This is a genomic window from Rhodococcus sp. MurmanLake-1 (assembly GCF_056945715.1).
The window spans coordinates 66,889-88,688 of the sequence record NZ_JBWZNF010000017.1; the positions used below are offsets into that span (position 1 = coordinate 66,889).

General features: G+C 62.0%; 18 protein-coding genes. 8 read left to right on the plus strand and 10 right to left on the minus strand.

Features of this window, described 5'->3' with window-relative positions:
* Positions 1 to 19: 19 nt before the first annotated feature.
* Positions 20 to 367, plus strand: coding sequence for a hypothetical protein (locus AC2ETI_RS29455; protein ID WP_483634768.1), 348 nt, complete (start codon positions 20 to 22; stop codon positions 365 to 367).
* Between the two features lie 1,012 nt (positions 368 to 1,379).
* On the opposite strand, the gene AC2ETI_RS29460 is transcribed toward AC2ETI_RS29455, so the two are convergent.
* Positions 1,380 to 1,649 (minus strand): hypothetical protein, encoded by a 270-nt coding sequence (locus tag AC2ETI_RS29460; RefSeq protein WP_483634769.1) that lies wholly within the window; start codon positions 1,647 to 1,649, stop codon positions 1,380 to 1,382.
* A 176-nt stretch (positions 1,650 to 1,825) separates the two neighbouring features.
* Between AC2ETI_RS29460 and AC2ETI_RS29465 the strand changes: the two genes are divergently transcribed.
* Positions 1,826 to 2,791: an enoyl-CoA hydratase/isomerase family protein gene (locus AC2ETI_RS29465; protein WP_483634770.1), complete on the plus strand. Its 966-nt coding sequence runs from the start codon at positions 1,826 to 1,828 to the stop codon at positions 2,789 to 2,791.
* A gap of 823 nt (positions 2,792 to 3,614) precedes the next feature.
* Here the strand turns inward: AC2ETI_RS29465 and AC2ETI_RS29470 are convergent.
* Together AC2ETI_RS29470 and AC2ETI_RS29475 are read right to left on the minus strand one after the other, a co-directional pair.
* Positions 3,615 to 3,731 (minus strand): LuxR C-terminal-related transcriptional regulator, encoded by a 117-nt coding sequence (locus AC2ETI_RS29470; protein ID WP_483634771.1) that lies wholly within the window; start codon positions 3,729 to 3,731, stop codon positions 3,615 to 3,617.
* 816 nt (positions 3,732 to 4,547) lie between these two features.
* Positions 4,548 to 6,002, minus strand: a complete 1,455-nt coding sequence (locus AC2ETI_RS29475; protein ID WP_483634772.1) for a DHA2 family efflux MFS transporter permease subunit — start codon at positions 6,000 to 6,002, stop codon at positions 4,548 to 4,550.
* 275 nt (positions 6,003 to 6,277) lie between these two features.
* Here AC2ETI_RS29475 and AC2ETI_RS29480 point away from each other — a divergent pair, with 275 nt between their 5' ends.
* Positions 6,278 to 6,718 (plus strand): winged helix-turn-helix transcriptional regulator, encoded by a 441-nt coding sequence (locus AC2ETI_RS29480; protein WP_483634773.1) that lies wholly within the window; start codon positions 6,278 to 6,280, stop codon positions 6,716 to 6,718.
* Between the two features lie 757 nt (positions 6,719 to 7,475).
* On the opposite strand, the gene AC2ETI_RS29485 is transcribed toward AC2ETI_RS29480, so the two are convergent.
* The 3 genes from AC2ETI_RS29485 to AC2ETI_RS29495 all read right to left on the minus strand — a co-directional run bounded on the left by AC2ETI_RS29485 (position 7,476) and on the right by AC2ETI_RS29495 (position 11,280).
* Positions 7,476 to 8,126 carry a cutinase family protein gene (locus tag AC2ETI_RS29485; RefSeq protein WP_483634774.1) on the minus strand — a complete coding sequence of 217 codons (651 nt, stop codon included), beginning with the start codon at positions 8,124 to 8,126 and terminating at the stop codon, positions 7,476 to 7,478.
* Between the two features lie 840 nt (positions 8,127 to 8,966).
* Positions 8,967 to 9,767, minus strand: coding sequence for a phosphoadenosine phosphosulfate reductase domain-containing protein (locus tag AC2ETI_RS29490; protein ID WP_483634775.1), 801 nt, complete (start codon positions 9,765 to 9,767; stop codon positions 8,967 to 8,969).
* Between the two features lie 583 nt (positions 9,768 to 10,350).
* Entirely contained in the window at positions 10,351 to 11,280 is a 930-nt protein-coding gene (locus AC2ETI_RS29495; protein WP_483634776.1) for an alpha/beta hydrolase, read from the minus strand.
* Between the two features lie 673 nt (positions 11,281 to 11,953).
* Between AC2ETI_RS29495 and AC2ETI_RS29500 the strand changes: the two genes are divergently transcribed.
* From AC2ETI_RS29500 to AC2ETI_RS29515, 4 genes are all read left to right on the plus strand, one after another.
* On the plus strand, positions 11,954 to 12,262 hold the full coding sequence (locus AC2ETI_RS29500) for a hypothetical protein (RefSeq protein WP_483634777.1): 309 nt from the start codon (positions 11,954 to 11,956) through the stop codon (positions 12,260 to 12,262).
* Positions 12,263 to 12,559: 297 nt separating this feature from the next.
* Positions 12,560 to 13,765 (plus strand): alpha/beta fold hydrolase, encoded by a 1,206-nt coding sequence (locus AC2ETI_RS29505; protein WP_483634778.1) that lies wholly within the window; start codon positions 12,560 to 12,562, stop codon positions 13,763 to 13,765.
* Positions 13,766 to 14,317: 552 nt separating this feature from the next.
* Positions 14,318 to 14,497: a hypothetical protein gene (locus AC2ETI_RS29510; RefSeq protein WP_483634779.1), complete on the plus strand. Its 180-nt coding sequence runs from the start codon at positions 14,318 to 14,320 to the stop codon at positions 14,495 to 14,497.
* A 30-nt stretch (positions 14,498 to 14,527) separates the two neighbouring features.
* Positions 14,528 to 15,436: an alpha/beta hydrolase gene (locus tag AC2ETI_RS29515; protein ID WP_483634780.1), complete on the plus strand. Its 909-nt coding sequence runs from the start codon at positions 14,528 to 14,530 to the stop codon at positions 15,434 to 15,436.
* Between the two features lie 811 nt (positions 15,437 to 16,247).
* Here the strand turns inward: AC2ETI_RS29515 and AC2ETI_RS29520 are convergent.
* Entirely contained in the window at positions 16,248 to 16,721 is a 474-nt protein-coding gene (locus AC2ETI_RS29520) for a winged helix-turn-helix transcriptional regulator (RefSeq protein ID WP_483634781.1), read from the minus strand.
* A gap of 361 nt (positions 16,722 to 17,082) precedes the next feature.
* Between AC2ETI_RS29520 and AC2ETI_RS29525 the strand changes: the two genes are divergently transcribed.
* Positions 17,083 to 17,949, plus strand: a complete 867-nt coding sequence (locus AC2ETI_RS29525) for an MBL fold metallo-hydrolase (RefSeq protein WP_483634782.1) — start codon at positions 17,083 to 17,085, stop codon at positions 17,947 to 17,949.
* A 682-nt stretch (positions 17,950 to 18,631) separates the two neighbouring features.
* Here AC2ETI_RS29525 and AC2ETI_RS29530 read toward each other — a convergent pair.
* The 3 genes from AC2ETI_RS29530 to AC2ETI_RS29540 all read right to left on the minus strand — a co-directional run bounded on the left by AC2ETI_RS29530 (position 18,632) and on the right by AC2ETI_RS29540 (position 21,046).
* Positions 18,632 to 19,396, minus strand: a complete 765-nt coding sequence (locus tag AC2ETI_RS29530; protein ID WP_483634783.1) for a hypothetical protein — start codon at positions 19,394 to 19,396, stop codon at positions 18,632 to 18,634.
* Positions 19,393 to 20,415, minus strand: coding sequence for a hypothetical protein (locus AC2ETI_RS29535; RefSeq protein WP_483634784.1), 1,023 nt, complete (start codon positions 20,413 to 20,415; stop codon positions 19,393 to 19,395). The genes AC2ETI_RS29530 and AC2ETI_RS29535 overlap by 4 nt, the downstream gene beginning before the upstream one ends.
* A gap of 82 nt (positions 20,416 to 20,497) precedes the next feature.
* Positions 20,498 to 21,046, minus strand: a complete 549-nt coding sequence (locus AC2ETI_RS29540) for a WxL domain-containing protein (RefSeq protein WP_483634785.1) — start codon at positions 21,044 to 21,046, stop codon at positions 20,498 to 20,500.
* Positions 21,047 to 21,800: the final 754 nt, after the last annotated feature.

The window sequence follows — 21,800 nt, forward strand, 5'->3', positions numbered from 1 at the left end:
AAAGAAAGGGACTTAGGCAATGTCCGAAACAACGAAGATTGAATACCGTGCACGCGTCTGGGAAGGGATAGATACATTCGATGCAGTCGCGGCATCGACGGCGGGCGGCAGTATGCGCGATGAGTTCCGCTACGAGCAGGACCGCGAGTCGCAGATCCATGACAACGGCGTCCGCGCTGTGCGGGCAGCAGAGGGAATGATCGCGTACGCCCGCCACTGCGGTACCGGCACCGAAGAATTGCCCACGGTGTTCGCGGACTTCCTCTCCGATGCACGTCACCTTGCCGACGCGTTGGGCGTCGATTGGGACGAAGCGAACCGGCAAGGGGAGGGGCATTACACCGCCGAGTTGTACGGCACCGAGTAGTCGAGGCGCTGACGGTCGGGCAGTCCACGGACGTTCGGCCGGCAGTCCCCGGCACCGGGAGTGCCAGGGACTTGGAGAGCAGCTCTCCCTTGCTATTTACCCTTTCGTCTGGTTTCCAAAAACGTTGTTAGGCAGATTGTTTCATGTTTCATCAAAGTGAAAAGTCTGATAGATTCGACCTGTCCAAAGCGCAACAATTCGGGCTGGTCTGACCACCTAGCCCGCTCATCCCGTGAAGGGGAGTTTCCATCATGATTGTTATTGATTCTGTCGCGGCCATCGCGGAATTGGGTGTCGACCACTCGTCTCGGCCCGGAGCTTTTGTAGATTTGCTCGACAAGGCACTATGCCCCGATTTCGGCGGTGAGTCTCTTGCCGATCCGTTGGTTCCAGGCTTCCCCCCGGAGGGTGCTTGGGTAGAAGTCAGCGCTGAGAGTGGCGCTGTACGTAGAGGATGGTTCTCCGTGGACCCGAGCATACCTACAGAGGATCACGCTCACGTGAGTGTCATCTGGGTTGGTGCAAGAGGGAGCGAAGGGCTAATCGAGAGTTGGTCGGGTGCCGCTACTTCCGAGCAGGTAGTCCAGTTCAGCCAGTCGTTCGAGGCACCTCCCGGTATGCCCGATGCTCAACGCAATGGAAGACATGAAAGGTAGCTACCGTGGATGGCGGATCCACGTTAACATAATGCATGCCTGCGGTATCTGAGAATCTTTCTCCCATGGGCATGCGTGCGTCCGCAATCCCGCGCATCCAGGAAGGTCAAAGATAGCTGTGGAACAATCGCTTCTGCTGCGGCACTTGGACACTCGCGCTTTCCGTCTCTGCATTCCCCGAGCCGTGGGCTTGCAGGTGCTGAACCCGGCGATCGCGGCCTCGTTCGAAGAGTACGTCCACAACAGTTTGTGGGCCATCTGCAGATCGAGATCTGCAGATGGCTCCAATCGCGCACAAGTTCAGATCCCTTGACCTACAGCATGATTGGTCTCAACGAACTTCTGGTGATGCTGGATCAAGGTCTCGCAGAGACGTCTTTTTCCTTGCCGCACCGCAAGACGGCCTGACGAAAGGACGGTGGCAGTTCGGCGAAGAACTGCTCGTCCGCTGCTTCTACGAGGACAACGGCTACAACCGCCTTCTTTCGTCCGAGTTCGGTGACTTCGATCAGCAACGCACGTGAGTCTTGTGGATCGATTTCTCGGGTCAAGAGTGCGCACCGCCGCCAACCCGTCGGTGAACGGACATCGAGACAGTCCCGACCCCGAAGGGTGCCACTGGTCATCCTCGGTCACGGTATGGGCAGGCATGAACAGCCAGCTCTGACATTCGTCGCCAGAGACGGTGAAGGCGACATCGCCGAATGACGTTGTCTAGGTGAATTGTCGAAGCATTAACTCTAAGTAGAAGTTGTCAACTCAGCATGTAGGCTCAGCATCCCACCCACTGGAAGGCTGCACGATGACATCACCGACCACCCATGCCGACGGCGGAATCGCGATCGAGCAACGAGGACGCGTGCTCGTGGCCCGGCTTGACGGCGGCTCGCTCGGTCAGTATGGACCGGCAATCCTCGCAAAACTCGATGCGCTCGTGTCCCGCGCGGAGAGCGACGACACTGTGGGCGCGGTCGTCATCACCGGCGCTCACCCCGAACGCTTCGGACACGCCGATGTTCGATGGCTGCACCACGCCGGGGCAGGCAGCCCAGCACTCAGACCGCAGGTGCTTTCGAAAGTTCTTCGGGCCGCTCGCACTGTCCGCTACATCAAGGGGGCCCGGCGACTTCTCGGCCGAACCGTTTTCGGGGGAGCCATCGATCTGGTCGATTTCCACGAAATGCTGTGCCGCATGAACTATAGCGGTGCGGTTTTCATCGCCGCGATCAACGGCACTGCCCTGGGACTCGGTTCAGAGATCGCGCTGGCCTGCGACTACCGCATCATGGCCGATGGTGATCACGTAATCGGCCAGCCCGAGATTCTCCTCGGGCTGTGCCCCGGCGGCGGTGGGACCCAGCGCCTCTCGCGGCTCGTCGGCCCTCGCCAGGGCCTCAAGCTGATGCTTAATGGCGGCGGACTCGACCCTGCTTCGGCCCTCGCGATCGGCTACGTCGACGACGTCGTGGCTACTGACGAGCTCATCGACCGCGCGGTCGCACTCGGAGACCGCCTCGCCCGCCGGCTCAAGCCGACCGTCGCGGCCATCAAACGCAGCGTCTACGCCGGGGCGTCGCGCAGCCTTCACGACGGTCTCCACTTCGAAAGCGCCGAGTTCTTGTCGACTCTCGCAGGACCCGAAGCGCAGAAGGCGATGCGCGCCTACGTGCAGCGGACCAGCGAATGCGGGGACCTACCGCTCTACGATCGGGCAACGCACGACAAGGCCGCCGACAGCGGCGTCTTCGATCGTCCCCCCGCCGCGTGACGGGCCGGTCGCACTCCCCGATAGTCCGCTCCCGCGGCTGGCGCCAGACCTACAGTGGCGAGAACCCGTTGGCTCGCGGTGCCCTGATATGTCCAAACCTCTTGCATCTGGCAGAGCGAGGTGTCACGCAGGGAGATCGCGTCGGGGTACTTATGGGCAAGCGCCGCGAGTACGTGATCACACTGTAATAGAGTCCGTATGCCCAGCCGGGATCTGCCGCATTCCAGTAGACGTCCTCCGCTCGTACATCGAAGCGAAGTGGAGGTAGGAGCTGAATGCGCGCAGCGGGATCGATACCCCTTGTGGGTTTGCCGGTGGTTCCGCTGGTGAACAGCATCGCCACTGGGCCGTCACTTCCGATCGCGACAATGTCGGTGTCGGGCGCTCGGGTTAGGAGTTGGTCGAAGTGTGGGCCGGGTTTCCAGTACCTCGATCCCGTCGATCGGGTCCAGTTTGGCGCACTGAGGCGGTTCCGTGACGATCAGTTTCGCGCCGCTGTCGGCGACGCGAATTTCGCCCGCGCTTGTCGCGAACGCCGTGAATAACGGGACGATCACTGGACCAGTCGCCAGCCGTTCCGGTCATCGTCGGACGGGCAATCCTTTGCAGTGCTGTACGGGGCGCTGAGAAGCTCGGACACAGTCGATGGTCGCGCCCTCGAAGTGCCGGTCCGCGAAGTTCGCGCCGCCCGCGCTTCGTGGCGTGCGGTCATCGTCTCCACGATCTGCGGGGGCCACCGGACATCGATCGGCTTCGCTGATTTAGTTGAAATCGACGGTTTCCGTAACGAGCAGACCGCGTTGGAGTGAAACATGAAGCGTGATCAGAGAATCGCGCCTTCGTTGCGTGCTCTGTTGACCGCGTCGATCCGCGAGGAAGCGTTTAGCTTGCGGAGGATCACCTTCATATAGGTTTTCACAGTGGAGGTGGTCAGGTTCAAGCATCGACGCGATGCTGACGTTGGTCGCCCCTGTTGCGGCCAACGTCAGCACATGGGCTCGCGTGCGGTCAAACCTACGGCTCGGACGGTATTGGCTCCCAGCTTCTGCCTTCGTTGCAACTTTGTAAGGCGCTCAGCCAGTTCACGTTTGGTTGAGGGGTCCTGGGTGACGGCGGCGTGCCTGCGTATATCCGCTTCCAGCTCTGGCAACGAGCTTTTCAAAAGCTGATTCTCACGAAGAGCTCATCGTGGGCCACCGCGCGCGAATCGCCGAGTGCCCTCCGGGCGCACAGTTGCTGCTCGCGCGAAACCAGGTGTTCCGTTATGTGCACGCACGAGCTGTCGTGTGGGACGCGAGGAAACGGCCTAGCGCCGGAATGGTCAGCCTGCGAAGTAGGAGGACGACTTCGTATCCGAACGCTACGCTACAGACGAGTGCGAGGCTGGCGACGCGATGGGTAGACAGGGCCGCGTGACATGCTGGGCGACGGCCCCAGCCAGGGAGTTGCCTGCCGACGAGATGGATGGGCCGACCGGCCGGAAAGTCCCGAGCCCGGCGTGTGCGTGTACCGGTCCGCCAATCGATTCGAAATTTGTTCACTGCTGCAATGGATTTGAGTCCGCAGCCGAGGCCGGAGGTGGGGCGAGTGCGGCTCGGGACATGACCCCCGCCGCGTCGATGGTGTCAGTGACCTGTGACCAATCCGGGCATAGTGAACCACTTCCGAGCGTCGATGGGGAGTGAATGAGATGGCGGCGACCGCGTGATCATGGCTCTGTGTGCGGTCGCCGGCGATCTGGTTTGCCGCGTTTCTATCAGGGTGTTCGGCGTGGGGTAGCTGCGAGTTCCTCACTGGCATTGGAGGTGTGGTGGTTCGCGGCGTTGTCGAACATTCGGATTTTGTCAGGAGTCATGCCCAAGCTTGCCAACGCTGCGAGGAATGCAACTGCGGCGAGGATCCACCACGCATGTGTGAATGCTTCGTGCGCGTCTACGTAGGACAGTGGTACGCCCAGGACGATCACGAGAATAGACACTCCGAGGGCGGTCCCGATCTGACGATTCATGTTGACGACGGCACTGCCTGTGGCTGACTGTTCCGGGGGGAGATCAGCGGTGGCGGAGGAGAGAATTGCAGGTAATGCTAGACCGACCCCGGCGCCTCCAATGAGAAATCCGGGTAGCAGCGTTGCCGCATAGTCAGGGGTTTGTCCGATGCTCACAGCAATGACGATGGTGCCGATGCCGAACAGTGTGCACCCTGCAGCGACGATGACGCCGACAGGGATTCGGGCGGACAGTCGGTGTGCGAGAGCTGCGAACAGCGGGACCATCGCGGGGCCGGGCACGACAGCGAAACCTGTTTTGATTGCCGAGTAACCCCAAATCTGTTGTAGCCACAAAATATTCGCGAGCAGCGATGCTGCGAACGGGATCGCGAAGAGTATTGCTGTGAGGTTTGCGAAGGCAAACGGTTTGACGCGAAGGAGGGCGGGGTCGATGACAGGCACGGGATGACGCATTGTTCGAAGAGCGAACCCGATCATGCCCAGTGCTGTGGTCACCCAGGCAAGATAGATACGGGTGTCGTTCCAGCCCCACTCCGGGCCTTGTACCAATCCCAGGGTCAATGCTCCGATGGCAATGGCCAACATCGCCGCCCCCAACAAATCGGGCATTCGCGTCGCATGTGAAGTGGCCGGCTTGGGCAAGACGACGGCCCCGGTGATGATCGCAAGAATGCCGACGGGAACGTTCACGAGAAATACCCAGCGCCAAGACACCTCCACCAGGACACCGCCGATGGCCGGACCGAGCGCGGCGGCCAGCGCCCCGCTTGCCGCCCAAATGCGCACGGAGCGTTCGCGAACCGACGGAGACGCTGATGCGACGACCAAACCAAGGCTCGCGGGGGTCAAGATCGCGGCTCCGACAGCCTGAACGATGCGGGCACTTACCAGCCACCAAATGCCGTCGCTGGCTGCGCAGACTGCGCTTGCGATGGTGAACAAGGCCAATCCTACGAGGAATGCGCCTTTGCGTCCGAAGCGATCTGCGAGTCGGCCGGCGGGTACGAGTAGCGCCGCGTAGACGATCGTGTACGCATTCAAGATCCAGGACAGTTCCGACAAGGCGATACCACCGAAGTCTCTGCCGATGTCTTCGAATGCCACGTTGACGATGAACACGTCCAAGCTGGCCATGAACGCTGCCAGTGACAGTACGAAGAGTATGAGTCCGAAGCGCTGCTGTGTACCGTGCGTTGTCATCGAACAGTGTCCTTTGTGTGTGCTGATTTGCGCAGTAGAACGGTAAGAACGACATCGGACGCTAGGAACTCGACGACTGTCGCCGCCGTTGCGAGACCGGTGATACCCGTAGAGGGCTGTCATGAGGAAAGAGCCATGAGTTAGCGTGTGGCAACCTTCCGGTCTGCATCCAGACTTTCGTCAACGGCGCATCCGTAGGCGATTCGAGCAAGTAGCGTGATGCAACTCATGAAACCATTGTGCGTAGCGTTGTGCAACTGATCTAGGATGTTCCTATGCGCCGCACTCATTTCTCCGAGATGAACTGTTCGGTTGCGCAGTGCTTGGAAGTCGTGGGGGAGCGGTGGACCCCGTTGATACTTCGCGACGCTCTGATGGGTGTCACCCGGTTCGATACCTTCCAGGCGCGGTCGGGAATCGCGCGCAATATTTTGAGCCAACGTCTGGAATCCCTTGTCGAACATGGGGTCATGACGAAAGCGTTGTATCAGGAAAAGCCGCCACGGTTCGAGTATCTCTTGACGGAGCGTGGGCGTGACCTGTGGGTTGTGATCGCCGCTATGCGCCAGTGGGGCGACAAGTGGGCCGCTCCGAAAGTGCCTCCTGTTGTCGTCGAGCACGTCCGTTGCGGGCATCGTGCTTTCGTCGTCCCTACGTGCGAGCATTGCCGCGAAGCGATCGAGCTTGAAGACCTCAAGGCTCGGCGCGGCACGTGATGTTCTTCTGGTCGTGACTCGAAACGCTGTGTACACCGCCGCTCCCGCGGCAGGTTTCCCGGTAAATGGGCGCGACTGCGTGCGCGACCTTCCCCAACTCGGGCCTGCGACCGGCCCGCTGGCGATGTACGGGTTCGGAGAAGAACCCGTGGAGGCAAGCACGCTTTTTCGACCCCGGGTGTGCCTTTCGCGTGTGACCCACACGGATGAGGCATGGATCGGACACCACAGGTAGAGCTGGCGGGTGGCGCGTTACGTTCATGCCAGGCTTTCTGGAATGCGCCGGCGCCAGGGCCGACGAGAGCGGAAATACCTGAAATGGCCGGGACCACAGACTTCTGCGGACCGGGTATGGCAATTGAGGATGTGGCGGGCTTCGCGCTGTCTATTTCGCCGGGGCCGGATTCATTGTTGTGATCAAGCTGGGGCTCGACCACCGAGTATTTGTGTGATGGTGGTCCGCATGTTGCCGGTGGGCCTATCTGGTGTACTTGGGCGGGCGGGAATTCGGGCGCCGAGACGAGAAGAAACTTGAACTCGATTCCAGCACAACGAATGTGGGTCCTTCATCGCATGTAACGGCGTTCACGCAGGGGTTTGTTTCGTGCGTTCTCAACCCGAAGGTCGGCTTGTTCTTTCTGCTTGTCGCGCCGCAGTACGCCACACCATTGACCTTGGGTATCGGCCACCCGAACCCGCTAGCTGTTCGGGCGGCCGGGAAAATCTGTTTGACCACGTGAAGGTGAGTGGCTTGTCGCTATGAAGTGATTCTGCCTGCCGCGAAAGTTGCGCCCTGGACGGCTTTTCCGTTCGTGCCGTACGTCAGATGTGCAAAGCTATTGAATCCGCCGATCTGGCAAACCGGATCGCCGAAGTTGCAATAACTTGCCGCGCGAGATCCGTAGGTGCCACTCGCGGACTCGATGCTCCGCCCGCTCAGCCCGAGGGGGTTTCCGAACACGACGACGGCCTTGACGCGGGCGGTTACCGCGCTCGGCAACACTGCGCCCGTAACACTACTCGGTGTGGGCAATCCGACTGCATTGGAGACCACCGTTGCACCTTGCGAATATCCTCCGATCACGAACTGCGTTGCAGGACAGGAAGATGCGACAGAGTTGACGTGGTTGACGAGGTCTCGGGAACCAGGCCCGGCGCTGAACTGACTGAAATCCGCCGCATAATTCACCGCGTACGTGCTGACCGAGAACCCCGATAGCTGGGAGGCGAGACTGTTCACGAACGGTTCGCCGGTAATGCCCAGGCCCGGCAACTCACCGGTTCCGCGGGCAAACGATATATCGACATCCGAACAAGGTGCAGCGGAGGCTTCCGCGGCTGACACGACGATAGTTCCGGTCGCGAGCGAGAGCGCCGCGGCGCCGTACGTCAGAATGCGAGTCTTCAAGAGAGGACCTTTCCATCAGGCCAGTTCGATGAGCATCGACGGCACGGCTTGTTTGATACAGGGCGTTAGTTGCAGCAGAGATATCGGCAGCACGAGTGATTGACCAACAAAAAAGGGGGGTGAGTTCGACGCGCAAGTTTACGCCAGCACAGCGTGCGCGCAGCATTTCGGTTGGAACGCTGACAAGGTGTCGGGGCTGATCGACCGACGCTCTCATTCATGGTGCGTCGAGCGACTTCTGCACCCTAGATATTTCGGAGTTCGTGGACAGGTTTGGCAGGAAGGGTAGAGGTCGATTCTTCAGTCGTCTTCATCGTGCGCAGTATCTTTCGCATGTCTGATCCTCGTCATCGAGTGAAACGGGTCAAAAAGCAGTGTGCTGGAGAAACCAGCAGATGGCATCTTGCGGGGTGAGAAAAGGTGAGGCTCGACATCAAAGCCGGGAGTGGAGGAGTGGGAGTCTCGGTGCCGAGTCAACAGTCCCAACACGGAGGCTACCGCCCGGTCGAGTTTGACCGTCGGGCTTTCGAGCGCAGTACCGCCTGCGATCTCGACCGGATGGTCAAGCGGAGGAACTCCCTCGGTCCCACAATGAACTCGAACGGCTCGTCCCCGGCACGTGGTCCGCACAGGTCGATGAACGCACACGTCGAACTCTGCTGATTCCAGACGCGATCCGGTTGCCTCTGTCCGAGAAAACTGATCCCGATAGCTGGAGTTACGGAAGATATTGTCAACCAGAGCATCAGATTTTCTGATCAGCGATCTCCGAACGAACATGCCGGCATTCAGGTTTAGAGGTGAGGACCCACAGGAACCAGGCTGGTTCAAGTCTTTAGGTCAGGTCATCTGCCGGATGCGGGGGAGCGCATGGGCGAGTTGTTCGAACAGTGCCGGCCAGCCGCGCCTGAGCCAGGTCAGTCGGCCGTGTTGGAGATGGTTTCCGTCGATGACGTGTGAAACCCGTTGGCGCTGTTCGGGAACGCCCAGGGATGTCAATTTCGCGTAGACGGGATTGACGGGAAGATCTTCTCGCCGAACGAACGACCAGACGTCGCGGGTACTCCAGTTCCAGATCGGCCCGTACGCGATCGTGCCGTCGGCGCGTTCGACGATTTCCTCTTGCCCGCCCCCGCGTGTGTGCATCGCACGTCTGCCGGCGGATTCCTCGGCCCGCACTCCCCACAGCTCACCCGGCCCGAACAGCTCATGCGCCTTCTTGGCGAGGCTGCTGATCAATACGTCGTGCAGATCGAGCAGCACGGAAGGTTCGGGAGCGCGGTGATCCCACAGCCCGGAATTGGCGAGTACGTCCAGTAGCGGCGGATCTGCCGGTAGGCGGTGCAAATCCAGGGACCATGTTTGTGCGAGTTGGCGGATGTAGTCGTAGGTTTCGGGGTATTCGAGACCACTGTCGAAGAACACCACCGGTACATCGGGTTCTACCCGGCGTACGAGGTCGAGGACGACGAGGGAATCCTTGCCGCCGGAGAACGCGACGTACCCGTCGTGGCGGTGCAGGTGTGCGGTGATCCGTTCTCCGATCTCGGCCAGTGCCGCGGTGTCGGTGCGGGCCGTGGTCGGCCGCAGTGCCTGCAGGCGCGTCAGGTCGAGGCCGGAATCATCGCCGGGGGAAGTCACCGGACAACAATAGATGGGAGATCCTGCCAACGCCTGCCTTCTGTTTCGCCCTGCACCCTTATTCGGCGCCCAGGTCCGCGGCGGGGTGTGTACGGTGCGCCGGCAGCACCGAGACGACGACGATCCTTCCAGCCGGGTCCTGTTCGCGGTCTGGCTTGTGGGGTATCGGCATCTGCCTCTGCGTAGCTTCGCGCATACCGTCACCGCGGCAGAGTCGAGCTTGCTGAGGAATGATCGACCGAGCAGCAGAGCCGCCTGCCGGGGATTGCGGTCATTATCCCGGTTTCGTTGTGGGGCTGGCATCTTCTCGTCGATTCCCGATTCCCGATTCCCGATTCCCGATGTCGGTGGCGGCAGATCGGCGTTGATCGAACGACTATCACGTGGTGCCCCGACGACGATGTGGGCAGGCGGAAGGTGATGTGCGTTACGCGAGTCGGGGTTCGTCGAGGAGACCTACGGGCGCAGGCATTGGGTTACCGGGTGTTCCGCGTCCTCGATCAGGGGCTGTGGTCCTCGATCCTCGACGACTGGAGCAATGTCCTCCTCGTATCTGGGTTTCCTTGGTGATGCATCGTGGGCATCAGGGTGTGAGCGGCACGGCTGTCTTGAGGAAGGCGAGTTGCTCGTCGATCACGATCGGGAACATCGGTTCGACGTAGGGGTCGAAGTGGCCGCCGTGATGTATGTGGAGGGTGGCGTGAGGGATTTTCGATGCGGTTTTCCGGGCAACCGAAGCTGGGGTGACGGCGTCGTCGTCCATGATCTGAACGAGTGTGGGGCATGTGATCGCGCCTGCGGTGCGGGCGGGGGAGTAGAGGCCGATTTTGAGGAGGATTCGTGCGGCTACGGTCTCGGGGTAGTCGCCCTCGCGCAGTTTGGAGGCAGTAAGGAGTCGGTCGCGTCCGTCCATCGCGTCGGGTGATGTCATCACTGCCGTGGCTCCGGGCCTTCCTACCGAATTGATGTAGTGCGGTGGTCGTTTCAGTAGGGCCCGTGTTTGGTCGACAAGAGCAGATGGCAGGACGCGTAGCGTGTTGCGCAGGCCGGTTGCGCGCACCGCGGCAGGACCGCTCACGTGTGGGACTTGTGCGATGACGGCAGCGAAGTCCTCGCCGGTTCCTGCCAAGGTGAGGACGTGGCCGCCCGCGAACGACGTGCCCCAGCCGACGATGCGCTGTTTGTCTACACCGTTCAACGATCGGGCGTAGGCAATGGCGTTGCGGTAGTCCTGGTGCTGTTTGGCGATATCGAGAAGCTGCCGCGGCTCGCCATCGCTGTCGCCGAAGTGTCGGTAGTCGAAGACGAGGACCGTGTAGCCGGCGCGGGCAAAGGCGTCTGCATATGTGTAGAGCCGGAAGGCGCGGGGGGTGCCGAAGCCGTGAGCCATGACCACGGCAGGTGTGTCGGTCGTGGCTGTAGACGGACGAAACACCGCTACTGCGCAGCGCACGCCCTCGGAATCGAACCATTCGTCGCTGCGGGTGTACTTGGCGTTGTCGCTGATAGGCATGGTGCGTCTTTCGTGTCGGCGTGATGCCGGTCGTGCGGCAACAGCGCAGGGCAGCGTCCTTGATTACCGTTCAAGGCGAAGTTAGCAGTGTCTTGAACGTCAATCAAGCTAAAGTTTTGCGTGTGCCCCGGAACCGCGCCCGTCGATATCTGGCACAACGGTTTCCATTCGACATGGGAAGGGTGGATCGCGTCCAATCTCGCCTTGCTGGGTGTCTCCGATGTCGATGTCGAAGCGATGACCCGCGTGATCGTGTTCGTCATGCGAAAGCATGGTCACTCATCCGAATGCGGAGCTCGAGAACCGGGCAATTGTCGGTGTCCTTCTGCGCATGATCGATCCGCCGCGAGATGCGCGACGGGTATGACGCTGATAGGCCCGAGGGGTACGTGGTCCGCCCTCGGCTCTCGATAGGAAAAACGTGCATCGTCCAGAAGCATGATGGACGCGGCATCACCTTCCGTTCCCTCACAGAAGGGCTCGGGCCCCCCACCGTAGGCGCTTTCGCGGCGGTGGACAGAAATATAGGCGCAGCCGTTTTTGGGGTTTCCGCTACCCGATGAGGTTCAGGTGGAGACGAAAATGCAGGCGACGTGCGTAACTGACTGCGGCGCAAATAAATGCGGATAGAATTTCGATGCCCGCGAGAGATTCCCGGCATCGAGCAGGGGGCGTGACCAGCCAGGCGCAGAACATGCTCGCCGACTGGGAGGACTTGTGCTCGATAGGGCAGGCCGTGGCCGTCGCCGGCGCACCGGCGATCGAACAGGTCGACACCCGCATCACGGATTTCTTTCACCAACGCCGCACCTGCCTTGGTTTCCCGTTGATCAGCGGCGCGGTCGGTGCGGGCATGGCGGCGAACACCGGAAGCGGCGTTCTCCCACGGCTGCGGTCCGGAAATGTCACCGCCGGCAATCTCGGCAAAGCCGGCCGTTACGCCGGCCCCAGAATCAGTACGGTTTGCCGCGATGGGCCGTAGGAAACGCCGATTGGTTGGTCACGGCAGTTTCTGCGGTCGTAAATTGCCGTGTTCACCGTTTCCGTGGTGCCGTCGGGTGGAGACCTCGACGGCAACGAGGTTGACGTTGGTTGCGTGGCGTTTCGATTCTCCCGGCGCGCATGCAACATCTACGCGCGTCACCTTCGGTCCGTATGAAGGTGAACGGTGATGCGCGGTGGTTGTTGTTCGGTTTTCGGTCGATGATTATGTTGTGAGGCAACGTAATCGGGTCAGTCGATGGACTGCCGACGGTGTACCGCTGGTAGGTTTCGTTCCATGTTCACACATACGGGTGGGTCGGGGCGGCGCGCGGGGCGGCGGATCCGATCCTTCTGCGGCGTCTGCGCGACAATCGTCGTCAGTCTGGCTTTCGCGTTGGTGGCGGCGCCTGTTTCGTATGCCGCTCCAATTTTGCCTGGAACGGTCATCGAGAGCAGTGTGCTTGATCGGGCCGTGCTCTCGGCTGACTCCATCACGACGGTCCTCGGTTACGGCACGGCGGACGAGCACGGGTCATCGACCGAGGCGACCGCGCTGGTGTTCACCCCGACCGCGCCCGCGTTTGCGGGCACGCGGCCCGTGGTCGTTTGGGGTTGGGGTACGGCGGGAGTTGGTGATTCCTGTTCCGCAAGTGGTCGTTTCGAGCGTCAGGATTCGCCGACTCAGGCGGTGGATGTCAGTGTGGGGTTCATCTCGACGCTCGTAGCTCGAGGGTTCGTCGTCGTTGCTCCCGACTACATCGGGCTCGGCAGCATCGGCGCCCATCGATACCTCGCGCGAGATGCCGAAGCGCACGCAATGTTGGACGCGGTCAGGGCAGCGCGAGCTACAGATCGGTCGCTCTCGGAGCGCGTGGTGATGGCGGGCCATTCGCAAGGTGGGCACGCAGCCCTTGCCGCTGCGCATGCGGCCCCCTCGTATGCCTCTGACCTCGACGTGCGTGGGGTTGTGGCCTTCGCGCCTGCATCGAACCTGGAATCTGTCATCCCCCTTCTGCGCCCTGGTATCCCGTCGATCCCCGCCACGAGGGGGCCGGCTGCTCTCCTGGTCTATCTTCTGCACGGACTTCGTAACTCCCGGCCCGACATCGATGTGAACCGGTTCCTGTCCCCGGTAGGTCGCAGGTTCGTCGATTCGGCTGAAGTCGGGTGCACACCTGATCTGCGGGTGCGGCTGGGCGATGTCGGTGTGGGTGAGTTGCTGGCGCAGCCATTGGACGACCCCGCGTTCGTCGCTGCGCTCGACGAATATGTCGCCATACCGGTTGCCGATTGGCGCGTCCCGATTCGAATCGAACACGGCACCGCCGACACTGTGGTTCCATATCCGGCTTCGGCGCTTCTGTCGGCGCAACTCGCAACGTCCGGCACTCGAAACGATCTGTCGACGTATCCCGGTGTGGGACATTTCGATGTCGTGGCTGTAGGAGCGGACGACGCGGTGGCTTTCATCGAATCGTTGGTTGGGGCCGGCGAGGGCTGATCGTCATGGCTGTGTCGGCGATGATGGATGTGCCGCGTTGCATCGGTCTGGGCTTGTCCTGGATACGGATCTGCGGTTCGGCGCGTCGACAACCTGGTTGCCTACTGGTGCTCGCAGGAGTCGGAGGATAGGGCGGCGGTCGGTAGTGCGCCGATCGGCCCCAGTTGATCTACGCCGATCAGCGGTGGTCCGTGTGCTGCGAAACCGTTGAATGCTGCTCGCAGCCGGCCTCGCCGTCGCCTGCGACTGAGACTGCCCTTGTTGGCGTTCTCCTCGATCGGGAGTGATGGTTCGGCAGGAATTGCGGGGTCGGGGTGAGTGAGTTGCGCGAGCCCCGGTCATGCAGTGGGGGATGGGCGAACGGGCCACTTTCGGTGGTCTTGTCGTGCATTGCCCGGTTGTAGAGAGGTAGGTCGCGGTGTTCGTCGGTGCGTTGGATGTAGGCGCGCATCGCTTGTTGTGCGCCGGCTTGCGGGGTGGACAAGAACTCGATGCTCTCGATGTGGAGACTTCGTGGAGGTTGCGCGATGCGCCGATGGAGACGCTGCGTTGATGGTGAGCTCGAGAGGGCGGGCGGAGCTGGTCGCCGAGCGCGACCGCGCGGTCTACGAGCTCGTCAGGAGGTGCGACGCCGTCCACGTAGTCGATTGTGAGGGTGGGGTCGGATGGAGGGACGCCTTCATCGAACATCAGCTTGCCGTCTGGGAGGGTCACGATGCCACGCTGGGTTGACAATACATACCTAGCGTTTACGCTTCGACCATGCACCCAAACAACGCCATCCGGCGGGACATCGCTTTCACATCATCGGGCGACGAGTGTCGCGGTTGGCTGTTCATGCCCGACAGTGCCGACCCTGCAGGCACTCCCTTGGTCATCCTCGGTCATGGCATGGGGGGGACGCACGAATTCGGTTTGGAGTCGTTCGCCCGCCGGTTCGCGGCCGCCGGAATCGCCGCGCTTACCTTCACTTACCGGCACTTCGGTGACAGCGACGGTCAGCCACGTCAGCTGCTCGACATCGATCGCCAGCTCGACGACTGGAGTGCCGCCTTGAGGTACGTGCGCGGCCTCGACGAAATCGACAGCGGCCGGATCGCGTTGTGGGGTACCTCGCTCGGGGGAGGTCACGTTCTGAATGTGGCTGCTCGCGATCGGCAGGTTGCGGCGGTGGTGAGTCAGTGTCCGTTCACCGACGGACTGGCTTCGGTGCGGGCGGCAAGTCCCCGCAGCCTGGGCAAGATGCTTGTTCCGGTCCTTCGTGACGAGCTCGCCCGGGTGCGGGGCGGGGCCCCAGTGCTGGTGCCGCTCACCGGTCCTCCTGGTTCGGCTGCGCTCATGACCTCACCCGACTCGGAATCCGGGTACCGCGCACTTATCCCGAGCGATGCCGAATTCGAGTTCGGGGTGGCAGCTCGAATCGTCAACCGCATCGGTCTGTACCGCCCGGGCCGCTCGGCGAGTCAGGTGAGTGCGCCGATCTTGTTCTGCATCTGCGACGACGACGCTGTAGCCCCGGCGAAGATGGCGCTACGCTACGCGGCGACCGCTCGACGCGGGGAAGTCAAGCGTTACGCAATCGGGCATTTCGACATCTACGTCGGCGACGCCTTCGAGGTCGCTGTAGCCGATCAGACGGAATTCCTCGTTCGTCACTTGAAGGCGACGTAGACGGGTACCCGCCGGCTTCGTTGACTGTTTTGTGGGGTTCGGTTCGTGCGCACAGGCTTTGCCCCCTTCGGATAGATCTCTTGGCTTCATGAACGAGGCGTCGCAGGGTTCGGTGGGTGCGATGTCGATGCAGCACCTGTACGTGTTGTCCGCTCATCGAGCAGGAGGGGCCATATCGACCTTGTAGGCGGGCCGCTTCGAGGGCGCCCGTCGTCCACGCCGTGGGTGCCGAAACCACGGTGTGGGTAACCGTCAGGTTCCGCGGAGTGCCTGAGGTATTCGACAACATCGGTGCTCGAATGGGTTGAAGCGGCGCACTTATCTCGTCTGGTCTCGGTCCCGTTTCATCCTCGGGAGACGGTGGGAGAGGGCAGGCCGAGAGACCATCCGAGGGGAAAGACGACGTGCTCCCGAGAAGTTGGACTGAGAAATTCAGTTGCGATTACTGGGGGGAGCAGTTGAGGCGGGCTCAATGTTCGTTCGCTGAGGCCCATGGCACCCGCCGGATCGGGCTGAGGACAATAAAATTCAATCGTGAGGTCCGGCGAGGCGTCATGGTTTGCGTCAGCCCTGCGGCCGGGTTTCGCCGATGACGAACCGAAGGCGTGACCGAGAGCCGCGACTTCGGCGTCCAGGACCGGGATGTACTCGGAGGTCCGCATTGTTTGTCGCACACCGACGGAGCTGAGCACGAGCGGGCGGAGTGCCTGCAAAAGCGCGAGCGATCGTGGCGTGTAGACGCGCGGCTTGCGCTTGGCAATTGCGTGCATCAACGACTCGGCGCACCGCGTTGGCGATCGAGTGGAGGGGCTCAGGCCTCGCTCGCCAGGAGTGCACCCGGCCCGCGGACCGCCTCGACGTCCTGGGAGCTGGTGACCACGTGCCCGGCGGCGCAGATGACGGCGAGATGAACCTCCTCGCCGCAGCCGACATGACGGTTGATCGCGGGCGCGCCGGCCGGGTCGGCCTGGTGGCGGTCACCCCACTCGCGCAGTGCGAGCAGTATCGGCAGCAGCTCCCGCCCGCGGCTGGTCAGGTGATACTCCTTACGCGAACGGCTGCCCGATTCGCGATAGTCCGCAGGTTCGAGGATTCCCTCGTCGACGAGTTTGCGGAGCCGTTCAGAGAGCAGGTTGCGCGGGCACCCCAGGACGCTGTGGAACTGCTCGAAGCGCGTCGATCCGGCAAACGCCTCCCGCACGATCAGAAGTGTCCATTTCTCCCCTAAAACCTGCAGGCTGCGAGCTATCGAGCAGTTGCTCATCAGGTAGTTGCTGCGATCCATCGAAAACCCCTCAAAAAGTATTCCACCTCACCTTCGAGTCCTGCCGTGAGTCGGAGGTTCGGGCAATGGCCGGGCGGCCAACGCATTCGCAGGTCGGGGAACGCTGTGCTCGTGCGCCAGCGCGTGAGGTCCGAACCGGGCGGGACGGATCAAGCTGACCGCAATCAAGTCCGGAGGAACCACCCTGCAAACATCTCCAAGCCTAGGCGACCGGAATTTCGCCCATGCAGCGGCAGATCCCACCGGCTCGCCGAGCCTTCTCGCCGCATCCGTGGACAACGGAATCTAAGTTGACATTATGTACTTAGATCGGGCAGGGTTCAACCGAGATGCACTTCACGTCGAACAACGGAGATCGCACATGCCTCAGGACCTCGTACCTCTTCAGCTTCAGGTGCTCGTCAGCCCGCCCGTCGACCTCGCGATCGGTGGCACCTTTTCCCCTGCCACCGCGACCCTCGTCACCGGCCCTACCGAGGCGGTCCTGGTCGACACGCTCTACACCCACGCCGACGTCGAGCGGGTAGCACAGGCAATCGAGGCAACCGGAAAGCAGCTCACGACGATCTACATCACCCACGCCCATTTCGACCACTACGTCGGACTTGGCACACTGTTGGAGCGCTTCCCGCATGCGCGAGGTGTCGCGACCGACGCTGTAACTCAGCTCATCCGCGACACCTTCGAAACAGACAAAGCGATCACCGACGTCTGGATGCCCGGTCAGGTCACCGAGAACATGCAATATCCCGATGTGCTCGAAGGAGACACGATCACCCTGGACGGGCGCGATCTCCGGGTCGTCGATGTAGGCCAGGCGGACATCGAGCACAGCACTGTTCTGCACATCCCCGACCTCGATGCAGTGGTCGCCGGTGACGTCATCTACAACGGCGTGCACCAGATGCTCGGCCTCACTGGTCCCACCCAGTGGCGGCAGTGGATCGAGAGCGTCAACAAGGTGGAGAGCCTGGCGCCGCGCCTCGTCGTTGCCGGCCACAGGGCCCCGGATCGCCTCGACACCGACGTGGCGGCGATGCTGAACGGGACACGGGACTACATCTCCACATTCTTGGCTGAATCCGCCGAAGCGGCAGATGCCGAGACGCTCGTCGCCCGCATGACGCAGCGTTTCCCCGACCTGATCAACATCGCAACTCTGCAGTTCTCGGCGGCCGCCGCCATCGAGCGGAGAAAGCAAGCCGAAGCCCCCGAATCAGCCCACTAACGGTTGGAGGTACCACTGCATGGACGCGGCCGCTGAGGTGGCTGTTCGTGCCACGATGGTGGCGGCCCGGTTGTCGGTCTCCGCGTCGACGCAAAGCCCGACCGGTGACCAGGGATGCAGCCCAGGGCCTGTTACCGGGCATCGGTTGCAAAAGCGTCGGTCTCTGTCAGTAGCGAATCAGCAACCCGGAGCAAGGGTGCCGTACTTACCACCGTTCGCGGTGACGTACCGGGATCGCTGAACGTGTCCGTTCACAGGTTCAGTGCATTGACTGCGCCGTTCAACCCGCTGAACGAGGCAATGGCCGCGATCACCTGACCTGGACGGGCGGTAGGCACGCAGGCCAGGGGGATGCTGAAATCCCCACTGTTCTCACGGGTGGGAGCCGCAGGCCTCGAACACTTGCAGAAGCGGGCGAATAGTTCAGGCGGTGACGTTGACGTTGACGTCGCGCGTGCGCACCGTCGCGCCGACCGATTTTGGTTGCAGTGTTTTCGGGTGTCCAGCTGTCTTGTTCCTCGAGAAAGTATGCGGTCCTGTGATCGAGCGTGCATGTCGTTTTTTCACGATGGCGGGCACCGGCTCGATTGCGTCGGTGGTGACAGAACGTGCCGCCGGTTTCGAATGTCGCCTGGTTGTGGGGCGTTTCGGCTGCGAGTGTGTCGAGGCTTCCAGGTGTTGTTCAGGCGATGGAGTGGGTGATGACTGCGGTGTAGGTGTCGGCGAGGATGCCGTCGGGCGGTACCGCGATGTCGATTGCGGAGTTCCATGTTGCGGTGCAAGTGGTGTCTGCTAGTTGGATTGTTCGAGGTTGTGCTGAGAGGCGTTGGGGGCCGGTGGAGTGGCTGCAGTCGGTGCCGTCTGCGGTGTATGACGTCTGTGTTGGGTGAAGTGGTGAGGAAGTCGAAGTTCCGATGAAGGCGGGCATGTGCACTTGTACTTGCCAGCCTTGGTTGCCGGTTCGGGTGTCCCTGACGGTGACGGACATGGTGCCGTGCAGGGTTGTACCGGGGCGCAGTTCTGTGGCGGCGATGAGGGGGCCGGTGCTGACGGTGAGCGAACCGGGGTTCGCGGTCGTGGGGGGTTGCGCTGGGTTGGTGGGGATCGGCGCGATGCTGTGTGCGCCTTCGGGTTCTGCTGTGGCGGGAATGGACATCGTTGTGCTCGAGGTCGTTTCGTGGGTGGTGGCGGCGGAGGTTGTCGTGTCGGTGCCGACGTGCCGCGGGGTCACTGTTGTTGTCGTTGTCGTGTCGATGCTTGTGGGGGTGATGTGGGGGAGGGCTTGCGGGGTCGTGTTCGCACATTGTTGCGGTGTGGGCGGTGTGGGCGTCGGGCATGTCGGGATGGGGGGTGGGCCTGTGGAGGGCACAGCCGGGGAGGGCGCAGCAGTGAGGAACAGTGCGCATGTGGTGGCGAGCAGTGTCCAGATCGGGCGGGTGAGGTTCATCGGCTCTGCCGGCGTTTGCTGCGGGCGACCGCGACCGCGACCGCGACCGCGACTGCGACCGCGACTGCGGTAAGGACTGTGAGGGCGGTGATCCAGATCCACCACGTGGGGCGCGTTGACTGATCGGCAATGCTTGCGCCTGTGCCGGTGTCGGGAAATGTGAGGGTCGCTGTGCTCGCCCGGTGGAGGATTCCGCTGGTGAGTTCGACTTTCGCCTCCCAGGGGCCTTCGGGGAGTTGGGAATTGAGATTGAACACGGCTTGGCCTTTGTGGCCTGGTCCTACTGTCGAGGTTGTTGCCGGGAACGGTCCTGCGGAGATTCCGCCGGGGCCGTCGGTCAAGGTCACCGTGCCGTTGACGTCGACTGCTCGGCCGCCGGTGTTGGTGAATTCGGCAATGATCTGTGGTTGACCGTTGTTGTCTCGCGCGGGGGTGAGGGCGTCGATGACATAGTCCGCGGGAGGGCCGTTGCCTGGGCCGACGGAGAGGTAGGTGCGTATCCCTACTCGGTTGACGACTGTGGCACCACTACCGGCCGGGTCGGCGCCGGCGATCTGTGCCCACAAGACCGCGTATTGCTCACCTTCGGGGGCCTCGGTGGGGACGCCGACGGTGACGCTCACGTCCTGTGTCTGTCCGTCGGCAAGTTCGATTGCCGGTCTGTCGACCGACATCCATGTCGTCAGTTCGTTGATCGCGGCACCCTCTTCGAGGACGAATCCGGTGTCCGAATCCACGTGTGCTGCACCCGGATAGATTTGCACGGATTGTGATGCCCCGGTGCGGTTCGAGATCTCGATTCGCCTGTGAATGGCGGTGCCGGGAGGAAGGTTGTCGATGATGTAGGTGGCTGCGCGCGGATCGTCGGCCAGATCGAGAGGCGCTTCGAGTAACCGGATTCCCAGTCCGGGATTGTCGGCGGACGGAGGGGCAGGCGCGGTGGGTTGCGCGTGGGCGAGGGAAGCGGGCCCGGCGGTGAGGGAGAACGCTGCCAGAGTGATCAGGAGGACTGTACGCACGAATCGCCTTTTCTGGGTGGTGATGTGATGGCGCTTGAAGGTGCCCGCATATCCAGTCGACGGGATACGCGGGCACCTTCTGTCATGCGACCGAATGTGTGAGGGTGGCGGTGTAGATGCCGGTGGTAGGGCCGTTGGTGATGTCGACCGAAAGATCTCCACTCCAGGTCGCCGTGTTCGATCCCGCTGCGGCGGTCGCTGTTTGCACTGTCTTTGCCGAATCCAGTGCCACCGCTCCCGCTGCCGTGACTGTCACGATTCCGGTTTTGATGGCGGTGGTCGGTGTGTAGGTGATCTTGGCTTTGGGAATGGTCACGGGTCCGGTGAAATCGGTGGAGGCGGCGGTCGATATCCAGCCGGCGGTGCTCAGGCGAAGATCGGTGACGGCGACCGGGGTCACGATGCCCGTAGCCACTCCTGTGGTGAGGTTCTGGACCAGTGCCGTTGCCGGTGGGGCTGTGATCGTCAACGGCCCGGCCGCGAGAGTGAAGGTGACGATCGTGTCGGCAGCGTGGGCAGGCATAGCGGGGAGAATCAGGGCGGCTGCGCCGAGCGTGACGATGCCTGCTTGCAGTATTTTCCGCATGTGGTGTCCAGTCTCGAGGAGGATGTGAGCCAAATCACTGCTCATCTAACACTTGATTCGACCGAATTGCGTGACCTGTTACCGATTCGGGCGAAAAGTCACTTTGCGGGCACATCAGCAGAGCCCGGAGAATGGTCCGGGGTGCCGCCGTGTGGGTGGGCACGTCCAGGACTTCGACGGCGACAACGAGGACGTGGCAGCCGCAATCGTTGATCGAAGATCTCACCCGTTACATCCAGCACCTGGCCATGGTCAGATGCACTGTCTCGGCGCCCTGACGAAACGTTGGCCTTCGATCCACGGCCTTTCCGCTACGAACCGGCGATCATCGGGATGTTTGTGCGAGAGCAGCAATCCAAGGCAATGCCCGGTTCGTAACGATGCATTGCCGCGACGGTGTCGGACCACTGCTACACGTCCCCCGCACGCAGGTACCGAAACCCTTCGCCCCGGTGCGGGGCACCGGATACCGCTAACGGATCCATTCGATGGTCCATGAACACCTTCGCTCCCCCGTCACCCGCTCGCACGCTCGGGCTCGTTGAGGAAGAAACAACTCTCTCTATCCAAACACGTTGAGTGAGGGGGAAATGCGATCCTGCGCACCCCCTCGTGGTCGGATGGACATCCGCGCCGGTCCCGATCGCCGTGCGCCCACAGGCGCAACCGACTGACGACCGTGACGCGCAACAGCGTCCGGCACAGCCAAGGTGCAGCGATCGTAGGGCCGAAGTTGCAAACCCGGATGAATCTCCCAAAGCTGTCCGTTTTCGAGGAAAATGATTGGCAGCCCGATTTC